At 40.9% G+C, this 26927-nt stretch carries 23 protein-coding genes, 12 tRNA genes, 2 rRNA genes and 2 pseudogenes (1 of these 39 only partly in view); 31 read left to right on the top strand and 8 right to left on the bottom strand.

Annotation, left to right across the window (positions count from 1 at the left end; all coding sequences use genetic code 11):
• From CPS94_RS06360 to CPS94_RS06295, 14 genes are all read left to right on the top strand, one after another.
• Positions 1-453 (top strand): 23S ribosomal RNA (locus CPS94_RS06360) (it extends 2464 nt beyond the left edge of the window).
• 71 nt (positions 454-524) lie between these two features.
• Positions 525-641, top strand: a 5S ribosomal RNA gene (gene rrf / locus CPS94_RS06355).
• Between the two features lie 5 nt (positions 642-646).
• Positions 647-719 (top strand) — tRNA-Asn (locus CPS94_RS06350).
• 11 nt (positions 720-730) lie between these two features.
• Positions 731-822, top strand: a tRNA-Ser gene (locus CPS94_RS06345).
• 12 nt (positions 823-834) lie between these two features.
• Positions 835-906, top strand: a tRNA-Glu gene (locus CPS94_RS06340).
• Positions 907-911: 5 nt separating this feature from the next.
• Positions 912-984, top strand: a tRNA-Val gene (locus CPS94_RS06335).
• A 10-nt stretch (positions 985-994) separates the two neighbouring features.
• A tRNA-Asp gene (locus tag CPS94_RS06330) sits at positions 995-1067 on the top strand.
• 25 nt (positions 1068-1092) lie between these two features.
• A tRNA-Phe gene (locus CPS94_RS06325) sits at positions 1093-1168 on the top strand.
• 1 nt (position 1169) lies between these two features.
• Positions 1170-1252 (top strand) — tRNA-Tyr (locus CPS94_RS06320).
• 11 nt (positions 1253-1263) lie between these two features.
• Positions 1264-1337, top strand: a tRNA-Trp gene (locus CPS94_RS06315).
• 5 nt (positions 1338-1342) lie between these two features.
• Positions 1343-1415 (top strand) — tRNA-His (locus CPS94_RS06310).
• Positions 1416-1422: 7 nt separating this feature from the next.
• A tRNA-Gln gene (locus CPS94_RS06305) sits at positions 1423-1494 on the top strand.
• A 23-nt stretch (positions 1495-1517) separates the two neighbouring features.
• Positions 1518-1588 (top strand) — tRNA-Cys (locus CPS94_RS06300).
• A gap of 31 nt (positions 1589-1619) precedes the next feature.
• Positions 1620-1704 (top strand) — tRNA-Leu (locus CPS94_RS06295).
• Positions 1705-1776: 72 nt separating this feature from the next.
• Here the strand turns inward: CPS94_RS06295 and CPS94_RS06290 are convergent.
• Positions 1777-1914: pseudogene (locus CPS94_RS06290) on the bottom strand (transposase); the annotation flags it as partial.
• A gap of 212 nt (positions 1915-2126) precedes the next feature.
• Here CPS94_RS06290 and CPS94_RS06285 point away from each other — a divergent pair.
• From CPS94_RS06285 to CPS94_RS06265, 5 genes and pseudogenes are all read left to right on the top strand, one after another.
• Positions 2127-3155, top strand: coding sequence for a YeiH family protein (locus CPS94_RS06285; protein WP_004051605.1), 1029 nt, complete (start codon positions 2127-2129; stop codon positions 3153-3155).
• Between the two features lie 125 nt (positions 3156-3280).
• The gene (locus CPS94_RS06280; RefSeq protein ID WP_112194470.1) at positions 3281-3760 is read left to right on the top strand and encodes a ferrous iron transport protein A; all 480 of its coding nucleotides are present in this window, start codon (positions 3281-3283) and stop codon (positions 3758-3760) included.
• Positions 3757-5888: pseudogene (feoB, locus tag CPS94_RS06275) on the top strand (ferrous iron transport protein B). Before CPS94_RS06280 ends, feoB begins: the two are co-directional and overlap by 4 nt.
• Positions 5873-6034, top strand: a complete 162-nt coding sequence (locus CPS94_RS06270) for a FeoB-associated Cys-rich membrane protein (RefSeq protein WP_112194472.1) — start codon at positions 5873-5875, stop codon at positions 6032-6034. Before feoB ends, CPS94_RS06270 begins: the two are co-directional and overlap by 16 nt.
• A 158-nt stretch (positions 6035-6192) precedes the next feature.
• Positions 6193-7842, top strand: coding sequence for a phosphoenolpyruvate carboxykinase (ATP) (locus CPS94_RS06265; protein ID WP_112194474.1), 1650 nt, complete (start codon positions 6193-6195; stop codon positions 7840-7842).
• Between the two features lie 59 nt (positions 7843-7901).
• Here CPS94_RS06265 and CPS94_RS06260 read toward each other — a convergent pair whose 3' ends face one another.
• Together CPS94_RS06260 and CPS94_RS06255 are read right to left on the bottom strand one after the other, a co-directional pair.
• The gene (locus tag CPS94_RS06260; protein ID WP_004051613.1) at positions 7902-8414 is read right to left on the bottom strand and encodes an LURP-one-related/scramblase family protein; all 513 of its coding nucleotides are present in this window, start codon (positions 8412-8414) and stop codon (positions 7902-7904) included.
• 35 nt (positions 8415-8449) lie between these two features.
• The gene (locus CPS94_RS06255) at positions 8450-9319 is read right to left on the bottom strand and encodes a Cof-type HAD-IIB family hydrolase (RefSeq protein WP_004051615.1); all 870 of its coding nucleotides are present in this window, start codon (positions 9317-9319) and stop codon (positions 8450-8452) included.
• Positions 9320-9456: 137 nt separating this feature from the next.
• On the opposite strand from CPS94_RS06255, the gene CPS94_RS06250 reads away from it, so the two are divergent.
• Genes CPS94_RS06250 through tsaE form a run of 3 tightly spaced genes read left to right on the top strand, consistent with a single transcriptional unit; the run spans position 9457 to position 11593 of the window.
• A complete protein-coding gene (locus CPS94_RS06250; RefSeq protein WP_004051617.1) occupies positions 9457-10161 on the top strand; it encodes a uracil-DNA glycosylase in 705 nt (234 codons plus the stop codon).
• Entirely contained in the window at positions 10162-11139 is a 978-nt protein-coding gene (gene pta, locus CPS94_RS06245) for a phosphate acetyltransferase (RefSeq protein WP_112194476.1), read from the top strand. It abuts the gene before it with no gap.
• Position 11140: 1 nt separating this feature from the next.
• Positions 11141-11593: a tRNA (adenosine(37)-N6)-threonylcarbamoyltransferase complex ATPase subunit type 1 TsaE gene (gene tsaE / locus CPS94_RS06240; RefSeq protein ID WP_112194478.1), complete on the top strand. Its 453-nt coding sequence runs from the start codon at positions 11141-11143 to the stop codon at positions 11591-11593.
• Positions 11594-11740: 147 nt separating this feature from the next.
• Here tsaE and CPS94_RS06235 read toward each other — a convergent pair whose 3' ends face one another.
• The gene (locus tag CPS94_RS06235; RefSeq protein ID WP_004051622.1) at positions 11741-12280 is read right to left on the bottom strand and encodes a 3'-5' exonuclease; all 540 of its coding nucleotides are present in this window, start codon (positions 12278-12280) and stop codon (positions 11741-11743) included.
• A 29-nt stretch (positions 12281-12309) separates the two neighbouring features.
• Positions 12310-13071, bottom strand: coding sequence for an exodeoxyribonuclease III (locus CPS94_RS06230; protein WP_112194480.1), 762 nt, complete (start codon positions 13069-13071; stop codon positions 12310-12312).
• A gap of 116 nt (positions 13072-13187) precedes the next feature.
• Between CPS94_RS06230 and murB the strand changes: the two genes are divergently transcribed.
• Positions 13188-14099, top strand: coding sequence for a UDP-N-acetylmuramate dehydrogenase (murB, locus tag CPS94_RS06225; protein ID WP_112194482.1), 912 nt, complete (start codon positions 13188-13190; stop codon positions 14097-14099).
• 101 nt (positions 14100-14200) lie between these two features.
• On the opposite strand, the gene CPS94_RS06220 is transcribed toward murB, so the two are convergent.
• On the bottom strand, positions 14201-14881 hold the full coding sequence (locus CPS94_RS06220) for a DUF1361 domain-containing protein (RefSeq protein ID WP_004051634.1): 681 nt from the start codon (positions 14879-14881) through the stop codon (positions 14201-14203).
• 173 nt (positions 14882-15054) lie between these two features.
• Here CPS94_RS06220 and cdaA point away from each other — a divergent pair, with 173 nt between their 5' ends.
• The 4 genes from cdaA to CPS94_RS06200 all read left to right on the top strand — a co-directional run bounded on the left by cdaA (position 15055) and on the right by CPS94_RS06200 (position 19389).
• Complete coding sequence (cdaA, locus tag CPS94_RS06215; protein ID WP_004051636.1) at positions 15055-15900, top strand: diadenylate cyclase CdaA; 846 nt, start codon at positions 15055-15057, stop codon at positions 15898-15900.
• A complete protein-coding gene (locus tag CPS94_RS06210; RefSeq protein WP_004051638.1) occupies positions 15897-17045 on the top strand; it encodes a CdaR family protein in 1149 nt (382 codons plus the stop codon). Before cdaA ends, CPS94_RS06210 begins: the two co-directional genes overlap by 4 nt.
• Positions 17046-17076: 31 nt before the next feature.
• A complete protein-coding gene (glmM, locus tag CPS94_RS06205) occupies positions 17077-18435 on the top strand; it encodes a phosphoglucosamine mutase (protein ID WP_004051640.1) in 1359 nt (452 codons plus the stop codon).
• 645 nt (positions 18436-19080) lie between these two features.
• Positions 19081-19389, top strand: coding sequence for a hypothetical protein (locus CPS94_RS06200; RefSeq protein WP_112194484.1), 309 nt, complete (start codon positions 19081-19083; stop codon positions 19387-19389).
• A 69-nt stretch (positions 19390-19458) separates the two neighbouring features.
• Here CPS94_RS06200 and CPS94_RS06195 read toward each other — a convergent pair whose 3' ends face one another.
• Both CPS94_RS06195 and CPS94_RS06190 read right to left on the bottom strand, forming a co-directional pair.
• Entirely contained in the window at positions 19459-20334 is an 876-nt protein-coding gene (locus CPS94_RS06195; protein WP_331250498.1) for an IS3 family transposase, read from the bottom strand.
• Positions 20319-20846 (bottom strand): helix-turn-helix domain-containing protein, encoded by a 528-nt coding sequence (locus tag CPS94_RS06190; RefSeq protein ID WP_004047940.1) that lies wholly within the window; start codon positions 20844-20846, stop codon positions 20319-20321. The genes CPS94_RS06195 and CPS94_RS06190 overlap by 16 nt, the downstream gene beginning before the upstream one ends.
• Positions 20847-21173: 327 nt before the next feature.
• Between CPS94_RS06190 and glgB the strand changes: the two genes are divergently transcribed.
• The 4 genes from glgB to glgA are packed head-to-tail and all read left to right on the top strand — an operon-like array spanning position 21174 to position 26899.
• Complete coding sequence (glgB, locus tag CPS94_RS06185; protein WP_112194486.1) at positions 21174-23183, top strand: 1,4-alpha-glucan branching protein GlgB; 2010 nt, start codon at positions 21174-21176, stop codon at positions 23181-23183.
• Positions 23183-24325, top strand: a complete 1143-nt coding sequence (locus CPS94_RS06180; protein ID WP_004051643.1) for a glucose-1-phosphate adenylyltransferase — start codon at positions 23183-23185, stop codon at positions 24323-24325. Before glgB ends, CPS94_RS06180 begins: the two co-directional genes overlap by 1 nt.
• Complete coding sequence (gene glgD / locus CPS94_RS06175; RefSeq protein WP_162626414.1) at positions 24315-25466, top strand: glucose-1-phosphate adenylyltransferase subunit GlgD; 1152 nt, start codon at positions 24315-24317, stop codon at positions 25464-25466. The genes CPS94_RS06180 and glgD overlap by 11 nt, the downstream gene beginning before the upstream one ends.
• Complete coding sequence (gene glgA, locus CPS94_RS06170; RefSeq protein WP_112194488.1) at positions 25466-26899, top strand: glycogen synthase GlgA; 1434 nt, start codon at positions 25466-25468, stop codon at positions 26897-26899. The genes glgD and glgA overlap by 1 nt, the downstream gene beginning before the upstream one ends.
• Positions 26900-26927 lie beyond the last annotated feature (28 nt).

The raw sequence follows: 26927 nt of genomic DNA, 5'->3' as shown, positions 1-26927 counted from the left end.
ATAACAGGCTTATCTCCCCCAAGAGTCCACATCGACGGGGAGGTTTGGCACCTCGATGTCGGCTCATCGCATCCTGGGGCTGTAGTCGGTCCCAAGGGTTGGGCTGTTCGCCCATTAAAGCGGTACGCGAGCTGGGTTCAGAACGTCGTGAGACAGTTCGGTCCCTATCCGTCGCGGGCGTAGGAAATTTGTGAGGATCTGTCCTTAGTACGAGAGGACCGGGATGGACATACCGCTGGTGTACCAGTTGTTCTGCCAAGGGCATCGCTGGGTAGCTATGTATGGATGAGATAAACGCTGAAAGCATCTAAGTGCGAAACTCACCTCGAGATAAGATTTCCCATTCCTTTATGGAAGTAAGACCCCTGAGAGATGATCAGGTAGATAGGATGGAAGTGGAAGTACGGTGACGTATGGAGCGGACCATTACTAATCGGTCGAGGACTTAACCAAGTCAAAAACGTAGCGTTTTCGGAAATAAAGATATTGTCTAGTTTTGAGAGAACAAGGTTCTCACAAAAAAGTGTGGTGGCGATAGCACAAAGGCTACACCTGTTCCCATTCCGAACACAGAAGTTAAGCTTTGTAACGCCGATAGTAGTTAGGGGATCGCCCCTTGCGAGGATAGGAAGTTGCCACGCGTTATTCCGGCATAGCTCAGTTGGTAGAGCACCTGACTGTTAATCAGGCTGTCGACGGTTCGAGTCCGCCTGCCGGAGTTGATTTTAATGGAGAGTTGTCCGAGTTGGCCGAAGGAGCATGATTGGAAATCATGTAAACGGGTAATGACCTGTTTCAAGGGTTCGAATCCCTTACTCTCCGTTTTAAAATTATGGCCCGTTGGTCAAGTGGTTAAGACACCGCCCTTTCACGGCGGTAACATGGGTTCAAATCCCGTACGGGTCACTTATGGAGGATTAGCTCAGTTGGGAGAGCGTCTGCCTTACAAGCAGAGGGTCACAGGTTCGAGCCCTGTATCCTCCATTATAATTATGGTCCTATGGTGTAGGGGTTATCACGCCTGCCTGTCACGCAGGAGATCACCGGTTCAAATCCGGTTAGGACCGTTGCAATAAAAATTGCATATATTGTGGCTCGGTAGCTCAGTTGGTAGAGCAAAGGATTGAAGCTCCTTGTGTCGGCGGTTCGATTCCGTCCCGCGCCACCATGGAAGGGTAGCGAAGTCTGGCTAAACGCGGCGGACTGTAAATCCGCTCCTTCGGGTTCGGTGGTTCGAATCCACTCCCTTCCATTTTTCATGATAGGGATATAGTTTAAAGGTAGAACTACGGTCTCCAAAACCGTCGGTGTGGGTTCAATTCCTACTATCCCTGCCATGATGGCGATAGTGGCGAAGTGGTTAACGCACCGGATTGTGGCTCCGGCACGCGTGGGTTCGATTCCCACCTATCGCCCTTTGATTGGGGTATAGCCAAGCGGTAAGGCAAGGGACTTTGACTCCCTCATGCGCTGGTTCGAATCCAGCTACCCCAGTTAAGGATTTGTTCCTTGGAGATGGCGGTATAGCCAAGTGGTAAGGCAGAGGTCTGCAAAACCTTTATCACCGGTTCAAATCCGGTTACCGCCTTTGTCGTTTATAAAGGCAACCTAATTAAAATGCCGGTGTGGCGGAATTGGCAGACGCGCTGGACTCAAAATCCAGTGTCCGTTGAGGACGTATCGGTTCGACCCCGATCACCGGTATAATAAATGTTGGCTCTTTGTCAACCACTGTGTAAAGAGTAAATATTTTTAGAGAAGCTCTGTGAGAATAGCTTAGGCTGTTTTCACAGAGCTTCTCGTATCTTTACCAAGATATGTTTGGAGATAGATACGAGCTTTGAGATGTTCAAAATTACGATAACCATAGGCTGTTCTTTGGATCTGTTTTATTTTACGATTTATCCCCTCTAAAGAGGCCCATTAGTATAGAGCCTAAATGTTTAAGGCTAGATTAAGTTCTAGCCTTTTTTAGTGCAAAAAAATCACTTATAAGTTATTATATTAATTGTTAAATGCTTATTTGTTTTTATTGTGTAAAACCTTTAACTATAGGTTTTATCAAAAAAACAATACAAGATATCTAATATATACAATAAATATTTTTAGGAGTGATTTTATTGCAAATGCTAAAAACGCGTTCCTTTTGGAATGCAGCTGTTTTAACTTTAGCTTGTGCCTTATTAGGGGTACTTTTAGCTAAGTTGCCATATTTAGAACTGGTCGGAACTTTAGTGATCGCTTTAGTGCTAGGAATGGCACTTCAAGTAAAACCAAATTGGGTCGAAGCTTCCAAACCAGGAGTAGGTTTTATTTCAAATAAGTTTTTGCGACTTGGGATCATTTTACTAGGCTTTAGGCTCAATTTGATGAAGTTAGCCGATGCTGGGATAAAAACGATCTTGATCGCGATCTTCTTAGTTACGGTGACGATCTATCTGACCTATTATTTATGCGAACGCTTTGGGGCTGAAAGTGATCTGTCGATCTTGACCGCAGCTGGTTGTGGTGTTTGTGGAGCTGCAGCGGTTATGGGTGTCTCACCACAGATCAAAAATGATGGTGTCGATGAAGAAATAAAACGTGAAAATGAAGTACTTGCAATCGCAGTTGTCTGTGTCATGGGGACTTTATTTACACTGATCGAGATCGGATTAAGACCGCTCCTTCACATGACTGATTCACAATTTGGGGTCATGGCAGGTGGTTCATTACACGAGATCGCTCATGCTGTGGCAGCTGGTAGTGCTGGTGGCACGATCAGTTTAGATGACGCTTTGATCATGAAACTATCACGTGTCTTGTTATTAGCCCCAGTTGCCTTAGTGATCGGTATCTGGTATCAAAAACATTTAGCTAAAAAAGGACAGTTAAAACAAAGTACGGGTGAAAAGAATAAATTACCGATCCCGTGGTTTATGGCAGGATTCCTGATCTCAAGTGTTATTGGAACGTTTATCCCACTACCGACCATTTTGCTCGATTCATTAGTCCAAGCTGCCTATATCTTTTTAGGAATGGCGATGGCTGCATTAGGGATGTCGGTCAACTTCCATGTGATCGCTAAACGAGGTAAAAGCGTATTTACAGCATCTTTGATCTCTTCGGTCGTATTATTGATCTTAGCCGCTGGTGCTGCTAAATTATTCTTTTAGTTAATGGCGTACTATCTGCTGATAGTACGCTATTTTTATAGGTCTTTGTTTGAAATGAAAGCGGAATTATGCTATTTTTAAATTGTAATTGAAAATGATTCTCAATTAGGATCGGGGGTGAGATAATGCAAAAATTATCTGAAGTAATGACGCGGGGCAAATATGTCGTAGCTCAAGTAACGGCTGAACATCAATTGAAAAAACGTCTCAGTGAGATGGGAATGGTGCGGGGAAAAGTCTTGACTGTGATCACTCAAAATATGCATGCCAATGGGGCGATGATCCATTTTCAAGGGCAACGTCTAGCTTTGAGTGATAGTATTGCGAGTTGCATTGAAGTTTTAAGTGTTAATGAGCTAGCGGAGCAAGATTTAAAACCACTTTCCCAGTTGAACTTAAAACAAAGCTGTTTAGTTGCCAAGATAGGTGGTAAAAAAGAATTAAAGCGGCGTCTGATGGATATGGGCTTGACGCAAAATACTTTAGTTACCCTAGTAAATACAGCACCATTAGGCGACCCACTCGAAATCTTGTTACGAGGCTATAAGCTGACCTTACGTCGATCTGAAGCTGAGTTGATCATGGTAAGGGAGATAAGCATATGAAAGAAATAGCACTAGCTGGAAATGCTAATAGTGGTAAAACGACTTTATTCAATTATTTGACCGGAGCTAATCAGCGCGTTGGAAATTGGCCGGGAGTTACAGTCGAGCGCAAGGCAGGATATTTAAAAAAGGATAAGGCAATCTTATTGCAAGATCTACCTGGGATCTATTCACTATCACCATATACACCAGAAGAATTAGTAACACGCAAGTATTTATTGGAAAAACGACCAGATAAGATCGTCGATGTGGTTGATGCGACCAATATTGAGCGCAATTTATACTTAACTTTGCAATTATTAGAAACTAAGATACCACTTATAGTGGCTTTAAATATGGCTGATCTCTTAAAAAAACAGGGTCGACGGATCAACACGAAAAAATTGGCTTATCTTTTAGGGATCCCAGTGATCAAGATCAGTGCACTCAAACGAAAAAATATCGATACATTAGTTGGTGAGATGCAAAAAAACAAGCCACACCAGAGATCATTCCCAAATATGATCCACGGTTAGAATCAGCCTTAGCTCAAATAGCCAAACAGTTACAGGGAATCGTAGCCAAAGATGAGTTGCGGTTTTATGCGATCAAATTGTTTGAACGCGATGAGCAGATCCAAGCTGAATTGAAGTTAGATGCTAAACGTCAAGAAACGATCGCTTGCTTGATCCAAACAGCAGAAAAAATTTTTGATGATGAGAGTAGCAGTATTATCATTAATGCCCGCTATGACTTTATTTCACGGGTCATGGACCAATGTGTGATCGATGAAGGTGATTTTTCCCTGAGTATCTCTGATCGGATCGATCTTATCGTGACGAACCGTTTTTTGGCGTTACCGATCTTTTTTGGAGTCATGTGGGTCGTTTATTATTTATCGATCCAAGTTATTGGAACAGCTGGCTCGGATTGGCTAAATGACGTTTTATTTGGGAAGTATGTTCCAAACTTTACTGCAGAACTGCTTAGATCTTGGCATGTAGCGCCATTTATGCAAGGTCTGATCATTGATGGGATCATCGGAGGGGTCGGAGCGGTGCTTGGCTTTTTACCGCAGATCATGATGCTTTTTTTATGTTTAGGGATCTTAGAGGATTGTGGCTATATGTCGCGGATCGCTTTTGTGATGGATCGGATCTTTCGGCGTTTCAACTTGTCAGGTAAATCGTTTATTCCGTTATTAGTCTCTACGGGCTGTGGCGTTCCGGGGATCATGGCGACGCGGACGATCGAAGCAGAAAAAGATCGTAAGATGACGATCATGTTAACGACTTTTATGCCATGTTCAGCTAAATTGACCGTGATCGCTTTGATCGCTGGGACTTTTTTTAAAGGTCAGAGTTTAGCTGCTCCAGCGGCTTATTTTTTAGGGATCATAGCTGTGATCGGGTCGGGGATCTATTTGAAAAAAACTGCTTTATTTGCTGGTGATCCCCAACCATTTGTAATGGAGTTGCCCGCTTATCATCTCCCAAAGTTAGATAATATCGTGCGGTATGTTTGGTTAAAGAGCAAAGGTTTTGTTCAAAAAGCGGGAACGATCATTTTTGCTTCGATGGTCGTGATCTGGTTTTTATCAAACTTCAATTTTAGATTAGAACAAGTTCCAGAAGAAGGAAGTATGCTAAAGGGCATCGGAAGCTTGTTAGCTCCAGTATTTGTGCCTCTTGGTTTTGGAGATTGGCGTGCCGTCTCAGCTGTTTTAACTGGCTTGATCGCTAAAGAAAATTGTGTGGCGACACTTCAAGTAGCTTTTGGCAATCCACCCCAAGCGCGGTTCGATCAGCTTTTGATAGCAGCCTACACGCCAATGGCAGCTTATGCCTTTTTGGCGTTCAATCTCTTATGTGCGCCGTGTTTTGCTGCGATCGGAGCAATGCATAAAGAATACGGTGATGCGAGTTGGACCTGGCGTGCTATCGGTTATCAAACATTTTTAGCTTATTTAGTAGCTATGTTGATCTATCAGATCTCAGTACTTGCAAGCGGTAATTATTCCATCTATAATGTGGTACTTGTTTTATTAGGGATCACATTGATCGTTTACGGTTTGTTTATCAAAAAAAGTAAACCGCAACCGTTAGAACAAGCAATAGAAATGAGGGATTCAGAATGGTCGCAACGGTGATCTTGGGTTTGGTGATCTTGGGGCTAGTAGCATGGGTCGTGTATACTAGGATCATTAAGCAAAAAAACAGCGAATGTGGTTCGTGCCATAATGTTGGCTGCCCATTGATCGATGTCCAAAAGATCGATAAAAAAGAACATTTATAGTTTTAAAAGAGTGAGAAGGAAATTCTTACTCTTTTTTTAAGGTGTAAAATTTAACTATTTTGATACGATCTGTGCTAAACTATTCTTGTTAATGTAAGTGCTTTAATTGTTATTTTTAAAGCTTTCTTAAATATTTAGAGAATGGGGTGTAGAGGAAGATGAGTACACGTGAAAGATTTGAAATGACTGAGATAAATGGACGTAATCGCTTGTTTTCAACAACTAAAACGATCATTGAGACTGCCTTTTATGGAAATAATGTTCAGGCGGTAACTGACCTAAAAATGGCATATGAGTTAGCTAAAAAAAGTCCCAAAACGATCGTGACCGATCAACCGATCAAACATACCAGTGAACTAGGCTTACCTAAAGATGCTGTGATGTTAGTCGATAATCATGGGCGCGTTGTAGGTAGGACAGCAGCTGCAAGGAGGATCTTAGGTCGCCCTGGAGTAGATAATGCTGAATTAGAAGCTGTTTTACGTGAAGCAGTCTATCAAGGTGAAGCACGTCAGTTTTATCAAGCACAAGCGATCGTAGGTTTGGATGAAGAGTTCATGTTAAAAGCTCATTTAATGGTACCACAGGGCTATGAGCTCAATTTGCTATCGTATTTACTGAATTTTCAGATCCTTAATGCAGAGTATGCTAAGCGCTATGCCACTTCTAAACCGTACAGTGAAGACGATATCTATCTCTACTGTGATCCTGAATGGCATGATTCCCAATATCCAAACGGCTTAGCGCTATTTGACCCTGAACATAATGTGGCTGCGATCCTAGGCTTACGTTATTTTGGTGAGTTAAAGAAGGCAACTTTGACACTGGCTTGGGCAACAGCGCATCGTAATGGCTATACCGCTTGTCATGGAGGCGAAAAGACATTTCATTTCAAAGACAAACAAGATAAAGTCTTTGCTTTCTATGGCCTTTCAGGTTCAGGAAAATCGACCTTGACCCATGCTAAACATGCTGGAAAGTTTGATGATATCACGATCTTACATGATGACGCTTTTATTATCGACCGTAAGAATGGGAGTTCGATCGCCCTTGAGCCAGCGTATTTTGACAAGACAAGTGATTATTTACCTGGGTCAAAGGAAATGGAGTACTTCACTACGGTAATGAATGTCGGAGTCACCCAGGATATGCAGGGGAAAAAGACCTTGGTGACAGATGATCTGCGCAATGGTAATGGTCGGACGATCAAATCGCGTTATTCAGCTAAAAATCGGGTCGATCGTGAACAAGCACCATTAGATTCGATCTTTTGGATCATGAAAGATGATAGTTTACCACCAGTCGTTAAATTATCAGATCCAGTGATCGCAGCAACGTTTGGACTGACTTTAGCAACTAAACGTTCAACTGCGGAAAATGTTATCGGTGAATCTCGGGATAAGTTAGTGATCGAACCTTTTGCCAATCCATTTAGAGTTTATCCATTGACTGAAGATTACCACGACTTCAAGGAGCTTTTTGAAAAACAACAGGCTAATTGTTATATCATCAATACGGATTCGTATAATGGCAAAAATATCGACAAAGATACGACTTTGGGTATTTTAGAAGCGATCGCCAACGAAAATGCTGACTGGACTGGATTCGGTGCTTTACCACAGATGAGTTATCTAAGTATTCCGGGGTATGAAGTTGATCTAAATGATGCCACTTATGCTAAAAAATTACGCCAACGTTTGCAAGACCGGCTAGTTTGGGTAAATAATTACACTAAGACACATCCTAAAGAAGAATTACCAGTCGAGATCACCACAAAATTAGAAGAATTGATCACGAAATTGAACTAAAAAAAGAGCATTCGAAATTTTTAAAATTTCGAATGCTCTTTTTTTATCAGTGTGTCAGGTCACCAAGCTAATTTGCCATAGTAAGCTTTATTTTTAGCTTTTAGGTCAAGACGTGCCCAGTAATCGAGGATCGCAGCAATACAAAAACATAGCGGTTCATCGGCCTGTTCAGCAATATGAAATTCTAAGGCATTCCCAGTAGCTGTTTGAACTTCTGAGATCGTCATAATACATTGGCGTCCATGGTAGACTTTATAGTTAAATGTCATCAAATTACCGATGATAAACCAATTGAGCCCTTTGACAAAGAGCATTTCATGGCTGATACCATAATAACGTCGCAAAGAACCAACATGGTGGCGTCTGTCATAGAGATCAAACTTTGGAAAAAAGCCAAGAGTCCGCTGTTTGATCTCAGCTAGTCGTTCACCAGTAACGTTATAGACTGATAAGACGCCAGGTGAAAGACCCCACTTGCCAACTAATAGGTAGATCAGGCGACCAGAACTATCTTTGATGCGGATGGTCCCACGATTGGATAGTTCGGTGCGTCGAGTATATAGATTGCGCACATTAAGCACCTCGCTCTTGCTAGCACTGATTGACTTTAATTTTTCTTAGCCAAAACTTCTTCGATCGCGATCCCGGCGCCATCTTCGGTGTTAGGAGCAGTGATGTATTTAGCCAACATCTTCACTTCATCACTGCCGTTACCCATAGCATAACTGATCCCAGCGGCTTTGAGCATTGAGACGTCATTGTTGTTATCACCAATTGCCATTACATTGTCCATTGGGATATTCAAGCTATCCGCATAAGCTTGGAGTGCGACACCTTTTTGGGCATTGACGTGGTTGATCTCAATATTTCCAGGGCCCGAGGAGGTTATCACAAGATTGTCATTTTTAGAAAGTTCATCTTTGATCGGTCCTAAAACTTTTTGCCCTTCAGGACTAAAGACCACGATCTTGCCGATGACAGTTTTAGGATCATCAACTAGGTCCATATAGTTGTCAACATAATTGATATTCATAAGTTCCATTCGAGCTGAAGCTAAAGTCACCGCTAACTTATAAGGTGTATCAGGACTAATGCTAGCTAATAATTCAGCAAAGTTTTCGATCCGTTTAGCCTTATTATCAGAGCAAACGCCTTTAGCTGTGATCACTTCAAAGTAGAGCCCATTTTTCTTCAAAGTCAACATGATCTTTTTGGCAATGGAGTCTGGGATCGGAGCAGCGCTGATCTCTTTGCCGTTTTCGTCTAAAACAAAGGCACCATTCAAAGTGATCATTGGGCAGTTAAAGCCTGCTTCAGTGATCAACGGCTTAACTTCATCATAAGCACGCCCAGTTGAAACGATAAAATGGATGCCTTGTTTTTGTGCTTCCTTGACTGCAGCAGCATTTCGTTTGGAAATGACCATTTTGTCGTTTAACAATGTTCCGTCCATGTCAGACGCAATAATTTGAACCATAGTATAAAATCCCACCTTAATTTATCTAATGACTTCATTCTAACATGAAAGTAAAAATTTTACACACTCAGCACTTGTAAGCGCTAACGATGTTATTATTTTTAAGTTATGGTAAAATTAATGCGAGGTGTAATATATTGAAAGAATTGATTCATAATGATTGGCAGCAAGTTTTAGCGCCAGTGTTCGAATCGGAAAACTATGCCAAATTGCATAACTTTTTAAAATATGAATATGGTCATTACGTGATCCATCCGGATATGTACCACATCTTCGAGGCCTTTGAATGGACGCCTTTTTCACAAGTCAAAGTGGTGATCTTAGGCCAAGACCCGTATCATGGACCCAAACAAGCTCATGGATTGAGTTTTTCAGTGTTACCTGGAGTCAAGATCCCACCGTCACTGCAAAATATCTATAAAGAATTGCAAAGCGACTTAGGGATCGCACCGGTAAACCATGGTTATCTAAAAAAGTGGGCTAAACAAGGTGTATTATTGCTCAATTCGGTCTTAACTGTTCGGGATGGGCAAGCATTTTCTCATCGTGGTCAAGGTTGGGAAGCTTTAACGGATCTAGCTATCCAAGAATTATCCAAGCGACCTATGCCAGTTGTATTTATCTTGTGGGGAAAAGCAGCCCAAAATAAGCTGGCTTTGATCGATCAGAGTAAAAATGTAGTCATCATGTCACCACATCCGAGTCCATTATCGGCAAGTCGGGGATTTTTTGGGTCAAAACCATTTTCAAAAACGAATGCAGCCTTAGAGGCAATGGGGGAAACACCGATCGACTGGCAATTGCCACAGACCGTAAACGTGTCACAAAAAGGAGGATTTTAAATGGAGATCTTAGAAACATTAAAGCAAAAAGTAAGTAAGCAACCCCTGACGTTGGTCTTTCCAGAAGGAGATGATAGTCGGGTCGTAAATGCGGCTGTTCGCTTAGCAAAAGAAGAATTATTGACACCGATCGTGTTAGGCTCTAAAGAACAAGTCCAAGCGCATAGCCGTGAGCCTTTACCACAAAATTTACAGGTTTTAGATCCAGAAACTTATCCTAAAGAAGAATTTGATAAGTTAGTTGCAGCTTTTGTGGAGCGTCGCAAGGGAAAAAATACGCCAGAGCAAGCTGCTGAGATGTTAAAAGACGTAAATTATTTTGGCACGATGCTGGTTTATTTAGGTCAAGCAGATGGAATGGTCTCAGGTGCGATCCATTCAACTGGGGCGACCGTTCGCCCAGCTTTACAGATCATCAAGACAAAACCAAATGTTAGACGGACGAGTGGGGCTTTCTTGATGTTACGTGGCGATGAAAAATATATTTTCTCAGATTGTGCGATCAATATCGATCCCGATGCTCAAGATCTAGCTGAGATCGCACTTGAAAGTGCTAAAACCGCGCGCTTATTTGATATTGAACCACGGATCGCTTTGATGAGTTTTTCGACTAAGGGTTCGGCTAAGGCACCATTAGTTGAAAAAGTGGTCGAAGCGACTAAGATCGCGCAAAAATTAGCTCCTGAAGAAGCGATCGATGGCGAATTACAATTTGACGCTGCTTTTGTGCCAGGGGTCGCTGCCAAAAAAGCACCTGAATCACCGGTAGCTGGGAAAGCCAATGTCTTTGTCTTTCCGGAATTGCAATCAGGTAATATCGGATATAAGATCGCACAACGTCTAGGTGGCTTTGAAGCCGTCGGTCCGATCTTACAAGGGTTAAATCGCCCAGTTTCAGACTTATCACGGGGATGTGACGAAGAAGAAGTCTATAAAGTATCATTGATCACCGCCGCACAGGCAGCAGATGGGAAGTAACATGGAATTTCAAGTAAGTAATGCAGAACAGACACAAGCACTTGCGCAAAAATTGGCCACATATTTAAAGCCACAAGATCTTATCTTGTTAGATGGTGATCTTGGAGCGGGAAAGACGACTTTTACCAAGGGGTTAGCTAAGGGCCTTGGGATCAAAAAAAATGTCAAAAGTCCGACTTTTACTTTGATCCGTGAATACCATGAAGGACGTTTACCGCTGTATCATATGGACGTTTATCGTTTAGAAGATACTGGTGGGGCTGATTTGGGGTTAGAAGAATATTTTGATGGTGAAGGTGTCAGTGTAGTTGAGTGGTCACAATTTGTCGCCGATGAACTTCCAGCACAATATTTGGTCGTCAAGCTGTTAAAAGATGAAACAGATGATGATAAGCGCACATTAGTCTTTGAACCCCATGGTGCTCACTATGAACAGCTGATAGCTAACTTATAGCTGGTAGCAAGGCTGTGACATAAGACGCTATCTGGGCTTTAAAATAATAGTTTTGTTTGCTAATACAACAGTAAGGGACCTATCATGATGTTTGATCGTGATAGGTCCCTTACTATTTATCTGGTGTTGACCACATTGGGGCTTTTGTTATTTATTGTATTGACGCACAAAAGGCTTTAATTTTGTTGGACCAAATTCTTTGACTTGGTGTAATAAGATCTCAGCACAAGCATGACTATCAAAAAGCGCATTGTGGTGATGTTTTAGGTCGATCCCTAAACTATCACAAACGGTGTTTAACTTGTGATCAGGTAGATCTTGATAAAATTGCTTACTAGTTTTGACGGTATCTAAAACCATAAAGCTCGGTGTTGCTAGACCATAAGTAGCTAGCGTTTTATTTAAAACACTACAGTCAAATGGTGCATTATGGGCTACCACTAATTGATCTGGGGTAAAAAAGCTACTGATGTGAGGCCAAAGTTCTGCAAATGTTGGGGCATTGGCGACATCTTTGGCTGTAATACCGTGGATCTTGGTGTTAAAGCTCGAAAAGTTAGTCTGTGGATCGATCAAAGAATAAAGCTCATCAACGATCTGACCATCGCGGACAACAGAAAGTGCTAATGAGCAGGCACTACTTCGTTTAGCATTAGCAGTTTCGAAATCAAAAGCAATAAAATTCATTGATAACTTCCTTTCATATCATAACGAATTCAATTTAGTTCATCGGTTTCCAGTAATATTGGACAGTGATCAGAACCTAAGATCTCAGGTAGGAGCTGGCTGTCTTTTACTTGGGGAAGTAAAGCATTGGAGCAGATGAAATAATCGATCCGCCAGCCAGCATTGCGTGATCTAGCATTGAAACGATAGCTCCACCACGAGTAAGCCCCAGTTTTATCAGGGTAGAAGTGTCTAAAAGTATCGGTGAAGCCCCGCGCTAATAAAGCAGTCATTGCTTGGCGTTCTTGGATACTAAAACCAGCATTTTTTTGATTTGGCTTAGGATTTTTGAGATCGATCTCATTATGAGCAACATTTAGGTCACCACATAAGATAATTGGTTTTTGGGATGCTAAGTCGGTTAGATAGTCACTAAAAGCCGCTTCCCATTGAAGGCGAAAATCCAAGCGCTTTAATTTATCTTGCGAATTAGGAGTATAACAGTTTACAAGATAAAAATCTTCATACTCTAGCGTTAAAACACGACCTTCTTGATCGAATTCAGTGATCCCAAGACCTTTGGACACAGTTAGTGGTTTTTTCTTGGTAAAGATCGCTGTACCTGAATAGCCCTTTTTTTGCGCATAGTTCCAATATTGATAGTAATTAGGGAGATCTAGGGCAACTTGACCTGCTTGGAGTTTGGTTTCTTGTAAGCAGAAGAATTCAGCATCTAGAGCGGTAAAAACTTCTAAAAAATTTTTCTTTAGCACAGCTCGTAAGCCATTCACATTCCATGAAATAAATTTCATCAGCACGCCTCACTATTAAATAAACTTATTTACCTAAGGATAAGACAAGGACTATCGCAAGTCAAAATAAAAAATGTTAAAATTAAGAAGATAAAAGAGATTTAAAGGTGTAAAATATGACAATAACAATAAATGAAAAAATCATAAATGAATTTCCTGAGATCAAGATCCGTTTAGCTGAACCGTTATCCTTGTACACCAACACAAAAACAGGTGGACCAGCGGATATCGTGGCATTCCCGAAAACGAGCAAACAAGCTCAAGCTTTAGTTTTATTTGCTAAGGAAAATGACCTGCCTTTGACTGTGATCGGTAATGCTAGCAATTTGATCGTACAAGATGGTGGTATCCGTGGGCTAGTAATGATCTTAACTGAATTAAATGAGATCTGGTGTGAAGGGAGCAAAGTACATGCTACTGCGGGGGCCTCTTTGATCGAAACGACCGAAGTAGCGTATCGATACGGCTTGACTGGTTTAGAATTTGCAGCTGGTATTCCAGGTTCGATCGGAGGGGCGGTCTTTATGAATGCCGGAGCTTACGGTGGTGAGATCAAAGATGTCTTAGCTAACGTTACGGTGGTGACGCCTCGAGGTGAGCTAAAAACTTACACTAACGAAGAATTAAACTTTGGTTATCGGATGAGCCGTTTACAGGCTGAAGACGATATCGTATTAGAGGCCGTTTTTGAATTGGCAACAGGTGACAAACAACAGATCCGGCAACGTATGGATGAACTCAATTTCTTGCGGGCATCTAAACAACCGTTGGAGTATCCATCATGTGGGAGTGTCTTTAAGCGCCCAGTTGGCCATTTTACGGGGAAATTGATCCATGACGCAGGGCTTCAAGGTTTTACGATCGGAGGGGCGCAAGTATCTAAAAAACATGCGGGCTTTATCGTAAATATCGGTGGGGCAACAGCGACAGATTATTTGGCTGTGATCAAGCATATTCAAGCTGTGATCTTAAAAGAATTCGATGTACGCTTGGAGACTGAAGTTCGGATCATCGGTGAAGAAAAATAAAAGATAAGGCTGTAGCAAAAGACCCATCATGACTTTGCATCGTGATGGGTCTTTTGCTATCTGTATAGCACTACTGATTGCATTAGTTCGCATACTTTATGTTAGAGAAGCTTATTTTGACTGTCATACTGGTTGATCAACTGGCGGCCAATAGCGATCGCAGCCCAAATAATGAGTTGAATGATCGTCATAAAGATCACAAAGATCAACATGCGTGGGTTCCACATCGCAATGAGTTGCTTGATGACGGCATCAGGCTCGATAAAAAGATAGGCTGTGTGAAGTCGTAAAAAACGCCCCACATAGATCCCGATCGAAGCGGCTAAAGTCAAGATCAAAGCAAGCGATGTGCGCGGGATCCAGCCCCGTAATTTGAAACGGGCTTGAAGTGTTTGAGCAACATGCTCTAAACTCCAGATCCCCATCAGCGCACAACCAAAAGCGCTGGCGACTAGATTGGTAAAATTGAGCCACATGTGAAGATCAAAGCTCATTAAGCCATTAGTGGGATCATACGGATCCATCCGCGCTAAGTGAAAAAGATCGGTGATCACATAAGGGGCATTGGGATAGAATAAAAGCCACAGTAAAAATAACCCCCAGTAGATCAGTTTAGGTTGTGTTTTGTGCATATGCATGGCGATCTCGATCGGAATATAGCCGAGGAATGTATTTAGCAAAAGAAAGCTGTAAAACGATCCTTGCCGATAAACGGTCAAATAAACATAGAGCATATATAGCCAAAACGTGATCCTAACGATCCAAGTCAATTTTTTTGTCATAAAAATCACCTGCCATTATTGCCCTCTATTGTAGCAAAAAACAGGGACGATGAGTAATCTTTGACTCGATTTAGCGAAATCTTAAATTATTGGGTGAATAAGTATTCCCTGCCCCAAAGTTTGTGATCCATGCTATAATACAAATTGTTGAAATGTAGCAGAGGGGGGAAATTATGTCTATTGATTGGAGCAATCTATTTTCATGGCAGAATCTAGTTAGTTTACTAGATGTTCTAGTCGTTTGGTATGTGATCTACATGCTAATGATGCTCTTACGTGGAACTAAAGCGGTCCAGCTTTTTCGTGGGATCGTAGTTATCATCTTTATCAAGTTAGCGAGTTGGTATATCGGGCTTGAGACTGTTTCTTGGATCATGGACCAAGTGATCAATTGGGGGATCATCGCGATCATCGTGATCTTCCAGCCCGAGATCAGGCGGGGCTTAGAGCATCTAGGCCGCGGATCGTTGTTTGCCAATTACAATAGGAAAGAAAATGAAGCTGAGATAAAATTGGTCGATGCGCTTGATCAAGCGATCCAATACATGTCAAAACGGCGGATCGGGGCCTTGATCACAGTACAAATGAATACAGGGCTAGATGATTATATCGAAACCGGGATCCCACTTGATGCCGATGTCAGCGGGGCATTATTGATCAATATCTTTATCCCTAATACTCCGTTACACGATGGAGCGGTCATCATTAAAGATAATCGGATCGCCGTTGCTGCGGCTTACTTACCTTTATCTGAGAGTAATTTGATCCCAAAGGAATTAGGTACCCGGCACCGCGCCGCTGTTGGTATCAGTGAAGTGACTGATGCATTGACGATCGTTGTCTCTGAAGAAACTGGTGGTGTGACGATCACTAAAAATAATGAATTGATCCGTGATCTAACGCAACAAGATTATCGTAAGCTCTTGTATAATGAATTAGTACCAACACAAGAAGAAAAAACGAATGCCGTTGCGCGCTTTTTTACTGAGATCTTTGGTAAGAGGGGGCAAAAACATTGAAATTTGACAAACTTTTAGGTACTAAAAACATGTATCGGTTGCTCTCGCTATTTTTTGCGCTACTCTTATTTTTCTATGTTAGCTATCAAAGGCTAGGAACAACGCGAGTCTCGGATAAAGAGGTTGCTAATTCAAAATTGACAACGACTAAGACGTTATCCCTTAAAGTTCCGTTGACATTAAATGTTGACAACAGTAAGTATTACGTTACAGGTTATCCCGAAGAAGTCAAAGTCGACATTTCAGGGCCTAGTGCGCTAGTTACGACATTGGACAATACCCGTAATTTTGAAGTTTACGCTGATCTATCGGATCTAAAGTCAGGTACACACACCGTTAGATTAAAGACAAGTGGTTTCAATAAAGAATTGAGTGTAGCTTTGTCACCTGAAAAGATCAAAGTCAAGATCGCACCTAAAAAGACGGCCAAGATGCCGATCCAGGTCAGATATGATACTAGTTTGATCCAAAATGGTTATGTGGCGGGAAGTCCGTCTCTAAGCACCCAAACAGTTGATGTGACTGGGGCTAAAGCTGATATCGATAAGCTAGATAGTGTAGTAGCTAATCTCAATTTACCTGAAAATAGTCACGGTGATTATGGTCGTACCGTTTTATTACAGGCGTTAGATAAAGAAGGGCATGCCTTACCCGTCAGCTTATCGCCAGAAACGGTCAAAGTCAATTTGCCGATCAGCCAAGCGACCGCAACTAAGGAAGTCAAATTGGAACTAGTGACTGAGAATAATGGCGTTCCTGGCAAAACATATCAGCTTTCAACTGAAATTAAGACGGTCAAATTGCGGGGAACTAAGAGTGCTTTGGATAAGCTAAATAGTTTGCGGGTCCCGGTCTCTGTTACTGGAGTCAATGAATCAACAACTAAGACGGTCAGCTTGAGTCCGACAAAAGCGGGAGTCGCTAGTGTTACGCCAGCTTCGATCGTCGTTCAAATAACAGTTGATGATGAGCAAGACCAAGATTCGCTTGAAAGGGCACTACCAACGAGTTCGAGTTCAAGTAAGGTAGCGGAAAGTACAAGTTCAAGCCAGCAAAGTTCAACGGATGAGCTAAAAAATGATACGTCTGAAACTTCTAGTGCAACAAGTGGTTCAGAAGTTTCAAGTGATCGAACTACTAATTAAAAATGAGTATATAAAGAAATGAGGATTTAAGATGAAATATTTTGGGACTGATGGTGTCAGAGGAATTGCAAATCAAACATTAACACCAGAATTAGCATTTAAATTAGGACGCTGTGGGGGTTATGTTTTGACGCAACATGCTAAAAATAGTGAACAACCACCACGGGTCTTAGTCGCACGTGATACTCGGATCTCAGGCCAAATGTTAGAACAGGCATTGATCGCGGGGCTTCTTTCAGTCGGGATCGAAGTCTTCTCACTGGGTGTGATCACAACGCCTGGTGTTGCCTACTTAGTTCGTTTACAAGCAGCTGATGCAGGTGTTATGATCTCTGCTTCGCATAATCCAGTTCAAGATAATGGGATCAAGTTCTTCGGGGGCGACGGTTATAAATTATCTGATGACCAAGAAGAAGAGATCGAAGCGCTACTTGAAAAAGATGAAGATATTTTACCGCGTCCAGCAGCTGAAGGCTTAGGAACTTTGAATAATTATCGTGAAGGTGCATTGAAGTATACGCAATTCTTGGAACAAACGATCCCCGATGACCTTAGTGGAATGCGGATCGCTGTTGATGGGGCTAATGGGGCAACTAGTGCTTTAGTTTCACGTTTGTTTGCTGATCTTGGGGCTGAATTTGAAACAATGGCTACAAGTCCAGATGGTCTAAATATCAATGCTGGTGTCGGGTCTACTCATCCTGAAGCTTTAGCTAAATTTGTTTTAGAGACTAAAGCTCAAGTCGGAGTAGCATTTGATGGTGATGGCGATCGCTGTATTGCAGTCGATGAATTAGGAAATATTATCGATGGTGACAAGATCATGTATATTTGTGGAAAATATATGAGTGAACGTGGTCGCTTGAAAAAAGATACGATCGTAACGACTGTCATGAGTAATATTGGCCTTTATAAGGCAATGCAACAACATGAATTGAATTCCGTCAAGACTAAGGTCGGTGACCGGTATGTGGTCGAAGAAATGCGCAAGAGTGGCTACAACGTTGGTGGTGAACAATCAGGACACGTAGTCTTTTTAGATTTCAACACGACTGGTGATGGAATGTTGACCGCACTTCAATTATTAAATGTGATCAAACAAACTGGCAAGCCACTTTCAGAGTTGGCTGCCGAAGTGACGACTTACCCACAAGAATTAGTCAATGTTCGCGTGACAGATAAGAAGTTAGCCCTTGAAAATCAAGCCATCAAGGATATTATTGCCCAAGTTGAAGAACAAATGGGCACTGAAGGACGCGTGCTAGTTCGTCCTAGTGGTACAGAAGATCTCTTGCGTGTAATGGCAGAAGCGCCAACTAAAGAATTGGTACACGACTATGTGATGCAGATCGTAGATGTTGTTAAGGCTGAAATGGGTATCGAAGAATAGTCTCAAAAAAAGCAGGTGCACACACCTGCTTTTTTTGATATCTCACTTTATCTAAATAAATTGATTATGTAATTTAAGATCCTAAATGCCAAGTAGATACAGCTAGTTACGATGAAAAAATAGAGTAGGGCAAATAATATCGGAACAAACCAAGCATTGGTATGAAACAATACTAACATAGTCTGAAGTTCAGCCTTAGCGCTTTTTGTTTGATCTAAGAGTAAAAAAATTAGACGAATAAGCGAAATGAAGCATCCTAAGTAAAGGCTTGCTTTAAATTGAGTACGATTGATCATGAATAGTAGCCAGGCTATCTGCGTTAGCTTAAATAGCGAATCCTTTCTTTATCTATTACTAAAACGTTTAGACTAGCGAAGCCTAAAGTGTTAGAACTATAGATTTATTATAATATGGATAAGCTGACTTGAGTAGGGATTTTTTGAGGGACAATAAAAATTTAAAAGTTTGAGGGTTAAAGTTTGACATCGCTTTCAAAAAGGTATATCGTGAGAGTGTAAGGTATGATTAATTACCTTCTAATCAATTCTCTTTCTCTCTTATGCCACCGCTGTAGTCTTACTAGAAGCTACAGCGGTTTTTGTGTATAATGAATGGGACTTTTGATAAAAGAGAGGATGCCGTTATATGAAAAGTAATGAAACTTTGAATTTGATCGAAGAGATCACACGTAAAGATGGCACTAAGTATTACGAGATCTCCAATATCCCACAAAACGGTCGGGCCGAGTTAGCTGCTGTCCGGGGATTTATTGAGCGTGTTAGGATCTTACAACTGAATATCCCACGTTCAAGTAGTTTGATCAAGTACGAAAAATACATCAACGAGAATTTTGAAATGCCAGCTGAAGATTTTGATCATTTTGAAGAATGGGTAAAAACCCCCGAAATGCAAGAAGTCGTAAATACGATCTTGCGGGAAAATCATATTGCATAATTATATATAAAAACCAGAGTTAAGAGATAATATTCTCCTGAAGTGAACCCATAAAGTTGGACACTCTATTTAGACTATATTTCTTAAGGCAAGATGTCGGTATTCTACCGGTGTCTTGCCTTTTAGTTTGACCTTTATCCGTTCGTTATTGTAATAGCTGATCCAGCTGATCATTGCTTTGACCAACTCTTCTTGTGTTGTATATTCTTTATTGTGATATAGCTCTACTTTCATTGTGTGGAAAAAACTTTCCATGGGTGCATTATCTAAGCACGTTGCCCTACGAGACATGCTTTGAAAGATCCTATTTTCTTTTAGCTTCTTTCGCCATTGGACACTCTGATATTGGACACCTTGATCGCTATGGAGAGTCATACGATAGTTTAATTTAGGTCTAAGTTTTATCAATGCATCCAACGGTTTTACCACGAAGTCTGTTGTTGGATGCTTACTGATACTATAGCTTACTATTTCATCTGTACATAGATCTTTGATAGGTGAAAGATAGACACGTTCTTCTTGTGTCTTATTTCCATACCTAAATTCACTTACGTCGGTCACCATTTTTTGAAATGGTAAATGTGTATCAAAACGTCGATGTAATAAGTTCTTAGCTTTCTTACCTTGTGGTCCAAGGGCAGAATTATATTTTCGCCTTTGTTTATTATACATATGCGCTGATAGATCATTTTCTCGCATGATGCGACTAACACGCTTATGATTTACTTTTATGCCTTGAGATCGTAATTTCAGTGTTACTGTACGATAACCAAAACACGGGTGCTTTGATTTGACCTCCTTTATAAGCTTTAATAGCTCCTCATCTTTATTTTTTCGCCTGTTTATTCGTTGGGCTTGATAGTAAAATGTACTACGTTTAAGACTAGTGTAAGGTAGTATTTCATCCAATGTATATTTAAATTTTTGCCTTAGTTCTTGGATGATTTGATATTTTTCTTGCGATGTCCGCGCTTCTGAACCAAGGCATCGAGTTTTTTTAAGTATTCATTTTCAACCCGTAAAGCACGATTCTCAGCTCGTAAACGTTCTAATTCAGATAATTCTGATTTTTCTGCTTGTTTATTATTGTTGGTCGTCATGTGTTTAGCCCGTCCTCTTCTAGTAAATAAGGCATCAACACCTTTAGTATCCAATTTACGTTGCCAAGTCGCGATCGTCCCAGGATTACTTATATCAAACTGAAGTGCCGTTTCCGGATAGGAAGCCTTATGCCTTTTTCTCCAGTTTAAAACGTTGAGCTTAAAATTTCCATCGTAATCGTATTTAGGGTAGCGAACTTTTAACCCATCAATACCATATTTTTGATATCGTTTGACCCACATAAGGATATTTGAGTGATTCTTCACTTTATAAACTTTAGCTACTGTGTTACTTCCATATCCTCTTAGATACATATTTACAGCCCGCAACTTATCCTCAAAAGAAAATTTAGTCATAGTAAAACCCCCTAAGTTAGATTCCTTTGTCCAACTTAGGGGGTTCACTTCATCCAAACTCTGGTTTTTATTTTATCTTTAATATTTTATATATTAGTAAAACGTTAACTAAAGGCTTAATTAATTCTTAAAATTTAATTATACACCTTGAAGGAGTAAGTATCAAACAAAAACCTTTGTAAAAATATAGATATTTTGAAATATCGTAATAGAATATTATATATTTTTGTGTTAAAAATACAGGGTATATTTCTAATGTTTTTTAAATTGATATGTTATTATGTATATAGGATATGTGTTAATTATTTTGATAAGGAGGAAAGAGAAATGACCGCTGGTTTTGATTTGTCTCAGGAAATGGAAACGTTTGCCCGAGGCGAAAATTTTCATGCACAAACTTTTTTGGGGGCACATCCAGCTGCAAAAGCGGGATATGTCTTTCGTGTGTGGGCCCCAAAAGCTCAACAAATTTGGCTAGTTGGTGAGTTTAATGATTGGCAAGAAGATCTGCCAATGAAGTTGGGAGATCATGGTATTTGGAGTGTGGTGGCGCCAAATGCTAAACATGGACAAATGTACAAATTTAAAGTCAAACAACATGATGGTCGTATCGTATATAAGATCGATCCTTTTGCCTTTCGCTTTGAAGAGCGTCCAAATGATGCATCGATCATCTATGACATTCCAGAATATAAATGGCATGATGGTTTATGGCGCGGACGTCATAAACGTTCGAATTACTTTGAACGTCCAATGAACATTTATGAGATCCATCCGGGTTCGTGGAAGTCACATGCTGATGGTACTTTGTATACAATCGGGGATCTGACAAAAGAATTGATCCCATACTTAAAGAAAATGAATTATACCCACGTTGAATTTATGCCTTTGATGGAACATCCTTTAGGTGCTTCTTGGGGGTATCAATTGATCGGGTATTTTGCGGTCAGTTCAGCTTATGGAACTCCAGAAGAATTTCAAGCGTTCGTTGATGCGTGTCATAAAGAAAATATTGGAGTGATCGTGGATTGGGTCCCAGGTCATTTTTGTATCAATGATGATACCTTACCATATTACGATGGGACTCCGACTTTTGAATATGAAGATCCAGATCGAGCTAAAAATATCGGCTGGGGTTCGCAAAACTTTGACTTGGGTAAACCAGAAGTTCAATCTTTCTTGCTTTCAAGTGCTTTTTTTTGGATCGAAAAATTCCATTTGGATGGTTTACGGGTCGATGCAGTCTCCAATATGATCTATTTGGATTATGATGAAGGTCCTTGGAAACCAAATATTTATGGTGGGAACCGAAATTTAGAAGGATGGCATTTTTTACGCAAATTAAACAAAGAAGTCAAGTTTGCTCATCCTAAAGTGGTCTTGATCGCTGAAGAAAGTTCGGCTGGGACCAAAGTGACGGGCATGTTAGAAGAAGATTCATTAGGCTTTGACTACAAGTGGAATATGGGTTGGATGAATGACGTCTTGAACTTTTATCAAATGGATCCACTCTTTAGAGGCGATCACTTGGATATGTTGACCTTTTCTTGGATGTATCGTTTATCGGAGAATTACATTTTGCCATTATCTCATGATGAAGTCGTCCATGGTAAGAAGAGCCTGTTGCACAAAATGTGGGGCGGGGATCGCTACAAGCAATTTGCCCAACTTAGGAATTTACTCACTTATCAAATAACACACCCTGGGAAAAAATTACTCTTTATGGGGGGCGAATTTGGACAATTCATCGAATGGCGTTACTACGAAGGTTTGACTTGGGACAGTTTAGATGACGAACTAAATAAGAAAATGCAACATTTTACAGCTAAACTCAATGAATTTTATCGTGAACACCGTGCGCTATGGGAATTAGAGGATAAAGAAGAAAGTTTAGAAGTGATCGATGCTAATAACAAGACGGTGACTATCTTGAGTTTTATCCGGCATGGTAAGCGGAAAAAAGACTTCTTAGTGGTAGTCATGAATCTCACTACGATCGAGCAGCAAAACTTCGAGATCGGCGTGCCTTATCCAGGAAGTTATCGTGAAGTTTGGAATACTGAAATGGAAGAGTTTGGTGGAACTTGGACCAAGCATAATCCGTTGGCTAAGACTAAAGAAAAAGTCTTTAAGAACTACGATCAAGTGCTCAGCTTGACCGTTCCGGCCCTAGGTGTCGTGATCTTAAAACCAGAAGATGTGAATTTACGTTACGTCAACAAGAAATATCTCGAATCTAAAAAGGCAAAGAAAGTTAAAGCAAAAGCAGTCACTAAAAAGCAAAAACAACAAGCTAAGGGAGGTAAAGGACGTCAAGAAAAGCGTCTGGAAAAATAATGAAAAACGAAATGTTAGCAATGATCTTAGCTGGTGGTAAGGGGACCAGACTAGGGAAATTAACGCAAAATATCGCTAAACCCGCTGTACCGTTTGGGGGACGGTATCGTATCATCGATTTTACTTTAAGTAACTGTGTCAATTCAGGGATCAAAAATATTGGAGTCGTAACCCAATATCAACCACTTGTTTTAAATAATCATATCGGTAATGGGGCTAGTTGGGGCTTGGATCGTTTGGATTCTGGGGTCACGATCTTACAACCTTATTCAAATAATGAGGGTTCTAAGTGGTTTGAGGGTACTTCACATGCCATCTATCAAAATATCGACTACATTGAGTCAATGGATCCAGAGTATCTTTTAGTTCTTTCAGGTGATCATATCTACAAGATGGATTATGAAGATATGCTAGCTAAACACAAGAAGAGCAATGCCGCGCTTAGTGTAGCCGTGATCGATGTTCCTTGGGATGAGGCTAGTCGTTTTGGGATCATGAATACCGATGAAAATGACCGGATCATTGAATTTGAAGAAAAGCCAGAAAAACCAAAGAGCAACCACGCTTCGATGGGGATCTATATCTTTACTTGGGCCCGATTGCGTGATGTGTTATTGAATAGTTTCAAAAAAGACGTTGATATGTATGATTTTGGTAAAAATGTTATTCCATTTTACATTAAGAGTGGGGATAATGTGCAGGCTTATCACTTCTCGGGCTACTGGAAAGATGTTGGGACGATCGATTCTTTATGGACAACGAATATGGAATTTATCGACAATGAAGGTGATCTGAATGTGCGCGATAAAACATGGCCGATCTACTCGAAAAATCCGATCGCACCACCACAATTTATTACTAATACTGCCCGCGTTAAAAATTCAATGATCGTGGATGGTTGCTTTATTTCAGGTAGGATCGAACACAGTATTTTAGCAGCAAACGTTCAGGTCAAAGAAGGTTCAGTCGTGAAGGATAGTGTTGTGATGACGGGCGCTTCGATCGGTAAAAATGTAATTATCAACCGTGCGATCATCGGGGAAAATGCAATTATTGGTGATGGTGCTGTGATCGATGGAACAGATGAGATCGCAGTAGTTGGCAATTCAGAAGTATTAGGGGTGACAATTAATGAAGGCTAATAAGATGTGTGCGATTTTAGGTAATGAGCATGAATATAACGGGTTATTGCCATTAACGGCAAATCGCCCACTCTCTACACTTTATTTTGATTGTAAATATCGGATCATGGATTTTGCATTATCAAGTGCTGTCAATGCCAATATCAGGACTGTTTATATGATCTTGAATGAAGGGCGCTTTAAGTCAGTTTTTGATCATTTAGGTGGCAGTCGTGAATGGGGCTTGGATAGTATCGGGAGTTACCAATATCTTGGCTTTTATCAAGATATCTTGCGTAAAAAAGCTGAGGGTAAGCCATATTTTAGCGATATGATCGGCTTTTTAAAGAAATCAAAATCAGAATATACGGTTTTCTTTGGCAATAAGATGTTGTGTAATGTTGACTTGCGTTCGATCTTAGATGTTCATCAAGCCCATGATAGCAAGATCACAGTTGTCTTTAAACGGGTACCTAAAGAAAAAATAGCACCTGATGATTGCATTTTGACGCTCGAAGACGATAATAGAGTTAAGCAAACGGATATTTTCAGTGAGCTTGATGAAGCTTTAGACCTTTACAACTTATCGATGAGCATCTTTTTAGTCAAAACTGATTGGTTGATCGATCTTTTACACAAGGGACAAAATGCAGGTGCGCCAGCAAGTGTGCAAGAATTATTGAACCGGGAAATGACACGGACCAACACACGCGCTTACGAATATACGGGTTACTTGAGCAATATTTATGACATCAAGAGCTACTATGATGCCAACATGGATATGCTTGATCCCGAGCATTTCAACACTTTATTATTCTCCAGTCAACGTGTGATCACGCGGACTAAAAACGAAGTGGCGACCCATTTTTATGATTCTTCTGATGTCAACTCCAGTCAAATTGCGACTGGTTGTGTCATCAAAGGGAAAGTTGATCGCAGTTTAGTTTCACGGCGGACTACGATCGAAGAGGGCGCCCGTGTCAAGGATTCTGTGATCATGAGTAATGCTCAGATCAAACGCGGAGCTAAGTTGCAATATGCGATCTTAGATAAAAATGTTGAAGTCGAAGCTGGCGTCACGATTCAAGGAACACCTGAAAATCCAGTTGTGATCACAAAGAATAGTCATATTGTGGCAGATATCTATGGGGGCGAAAATTAGTGAAGATCTTATTTACCGCAGCGGAATGCGCACCATTTTTTAAAACGGGAGGTCTTGGCGATGTTGCTGGGGCGTTACCTAAGAGCATGGCTAAAAAGGGAAATGAAGTTAAAGTCGTTTTGCCTTTTTACACAAAAATGCCAGAAAAATATCAGTCACAGTTGACCGATCTCTTTAATTTTTATGTTGCTGTTGGTTGGCGCAATGAGTATTGTGGTGTCAAAGTTTTAGAGTTAGACGGTGTGGAATATTATTTCTTAGATAACAAGTATTATTTTGATCGCCCTGATCTTTACGGCTATTACGATGATGGCGAGCGTTTTGCCTTTTTCCAACAAGCCGTGATCGAATTGATGGAGCGGATCGATTATATTCCTGACATCTTACATGTCAATGACTATCATACTGCCTTTATTCCTTTCTTATTACGGGAAAAATACGGTTGGATCAAAGCTTTTGGTCATATTGCAACTGTGCTTACGATCCACAACCTTGAATTTCAGGGGCAGTATGGGCGGGAAGTCTTACCTGAACTCTTTGGTATGTCGACTAAACGCTATGATGATGGGACGATCCAAATGGGGACGGCTGTGAACTTTATGAAAGCCGGTATTTTTTACGCCGATCGGGTCAATACAGTCAGCCCTACTTATGCTGCTGAGATCCAGACACCTGAATTTGGGTGTGGCTTAGATGAAGTTTTACGGATGGTCAATTATAAACTTTCCGGTATCTTGAACGGGATCGATTATGATACTTTTGATCCTCAGACTGATAAAGCATTACCGTATAAATTCGATCGCAAGAATTTAAAGGGCAAAGCTAAAAATAAGGCTGCTTTGCAAAAGAAATTTGGTTTGCCAGTCAGAAAAGACGTCCCGTTGATCGGGGTCGTCAGTCGTTTGACCTATCAAAAGGGCTTTCAGTTAGTGGTCCAAGAGATGGCAAATTTGATGCAATTTGACGTCCAATTTGTTTTATTGGGCACCGGATATGAGAATTTTGAGCATGACTTTACTTATTTTGCAGGACGTTATCCAGATAAATGTAGCGTCAGCATCAACTTCGATGTTGATTTAGCTCAGCAGATCTATGCTGGCTGTGACATGTTCTTGATGCCCTCTGCTTTTGAACCGTGTGGATTATCACAGTTGATCTCTATGCGTTACGGTACTTTGCCGATCGTTCATCAGATCGGTGGGTTACGTGATAGTGTGTGGGCTTACAATCCAATTGAACAGGTCGGGACTGGCTTTGGTTTTGAGGAATTTTCTTCATTTTGGATGATGGAAGAGATCAAGTTGGCGCTTAGCGTTTACAATGATCAACCAAGGGTCTGGCAGAAGATGATGCGTATTGCAATGGAATCAGATTTTAGTTGGGATAGTGCAAGTCAAAATTATTTAGACTTGTATGCACAAATTTTAAGATAGTCACAAGGAGTTTGTCAGCTATCGGGTT

Origin of the sequence: Ligilactobacillus murinus, assembly GCF_003288115.1 — a bacterium.
GTDB lineage: Bacteria > Bacillota > Bacilli > Lactobacillales > Lactobacillaceae > Ligilactobacillus > Ligilactobacillus murinus.
The sequence above is the reverse complement of the archived record's forward strand: the minus strand, read 5'-3'. Positions and strand labels throughout refer to the sequence as shown.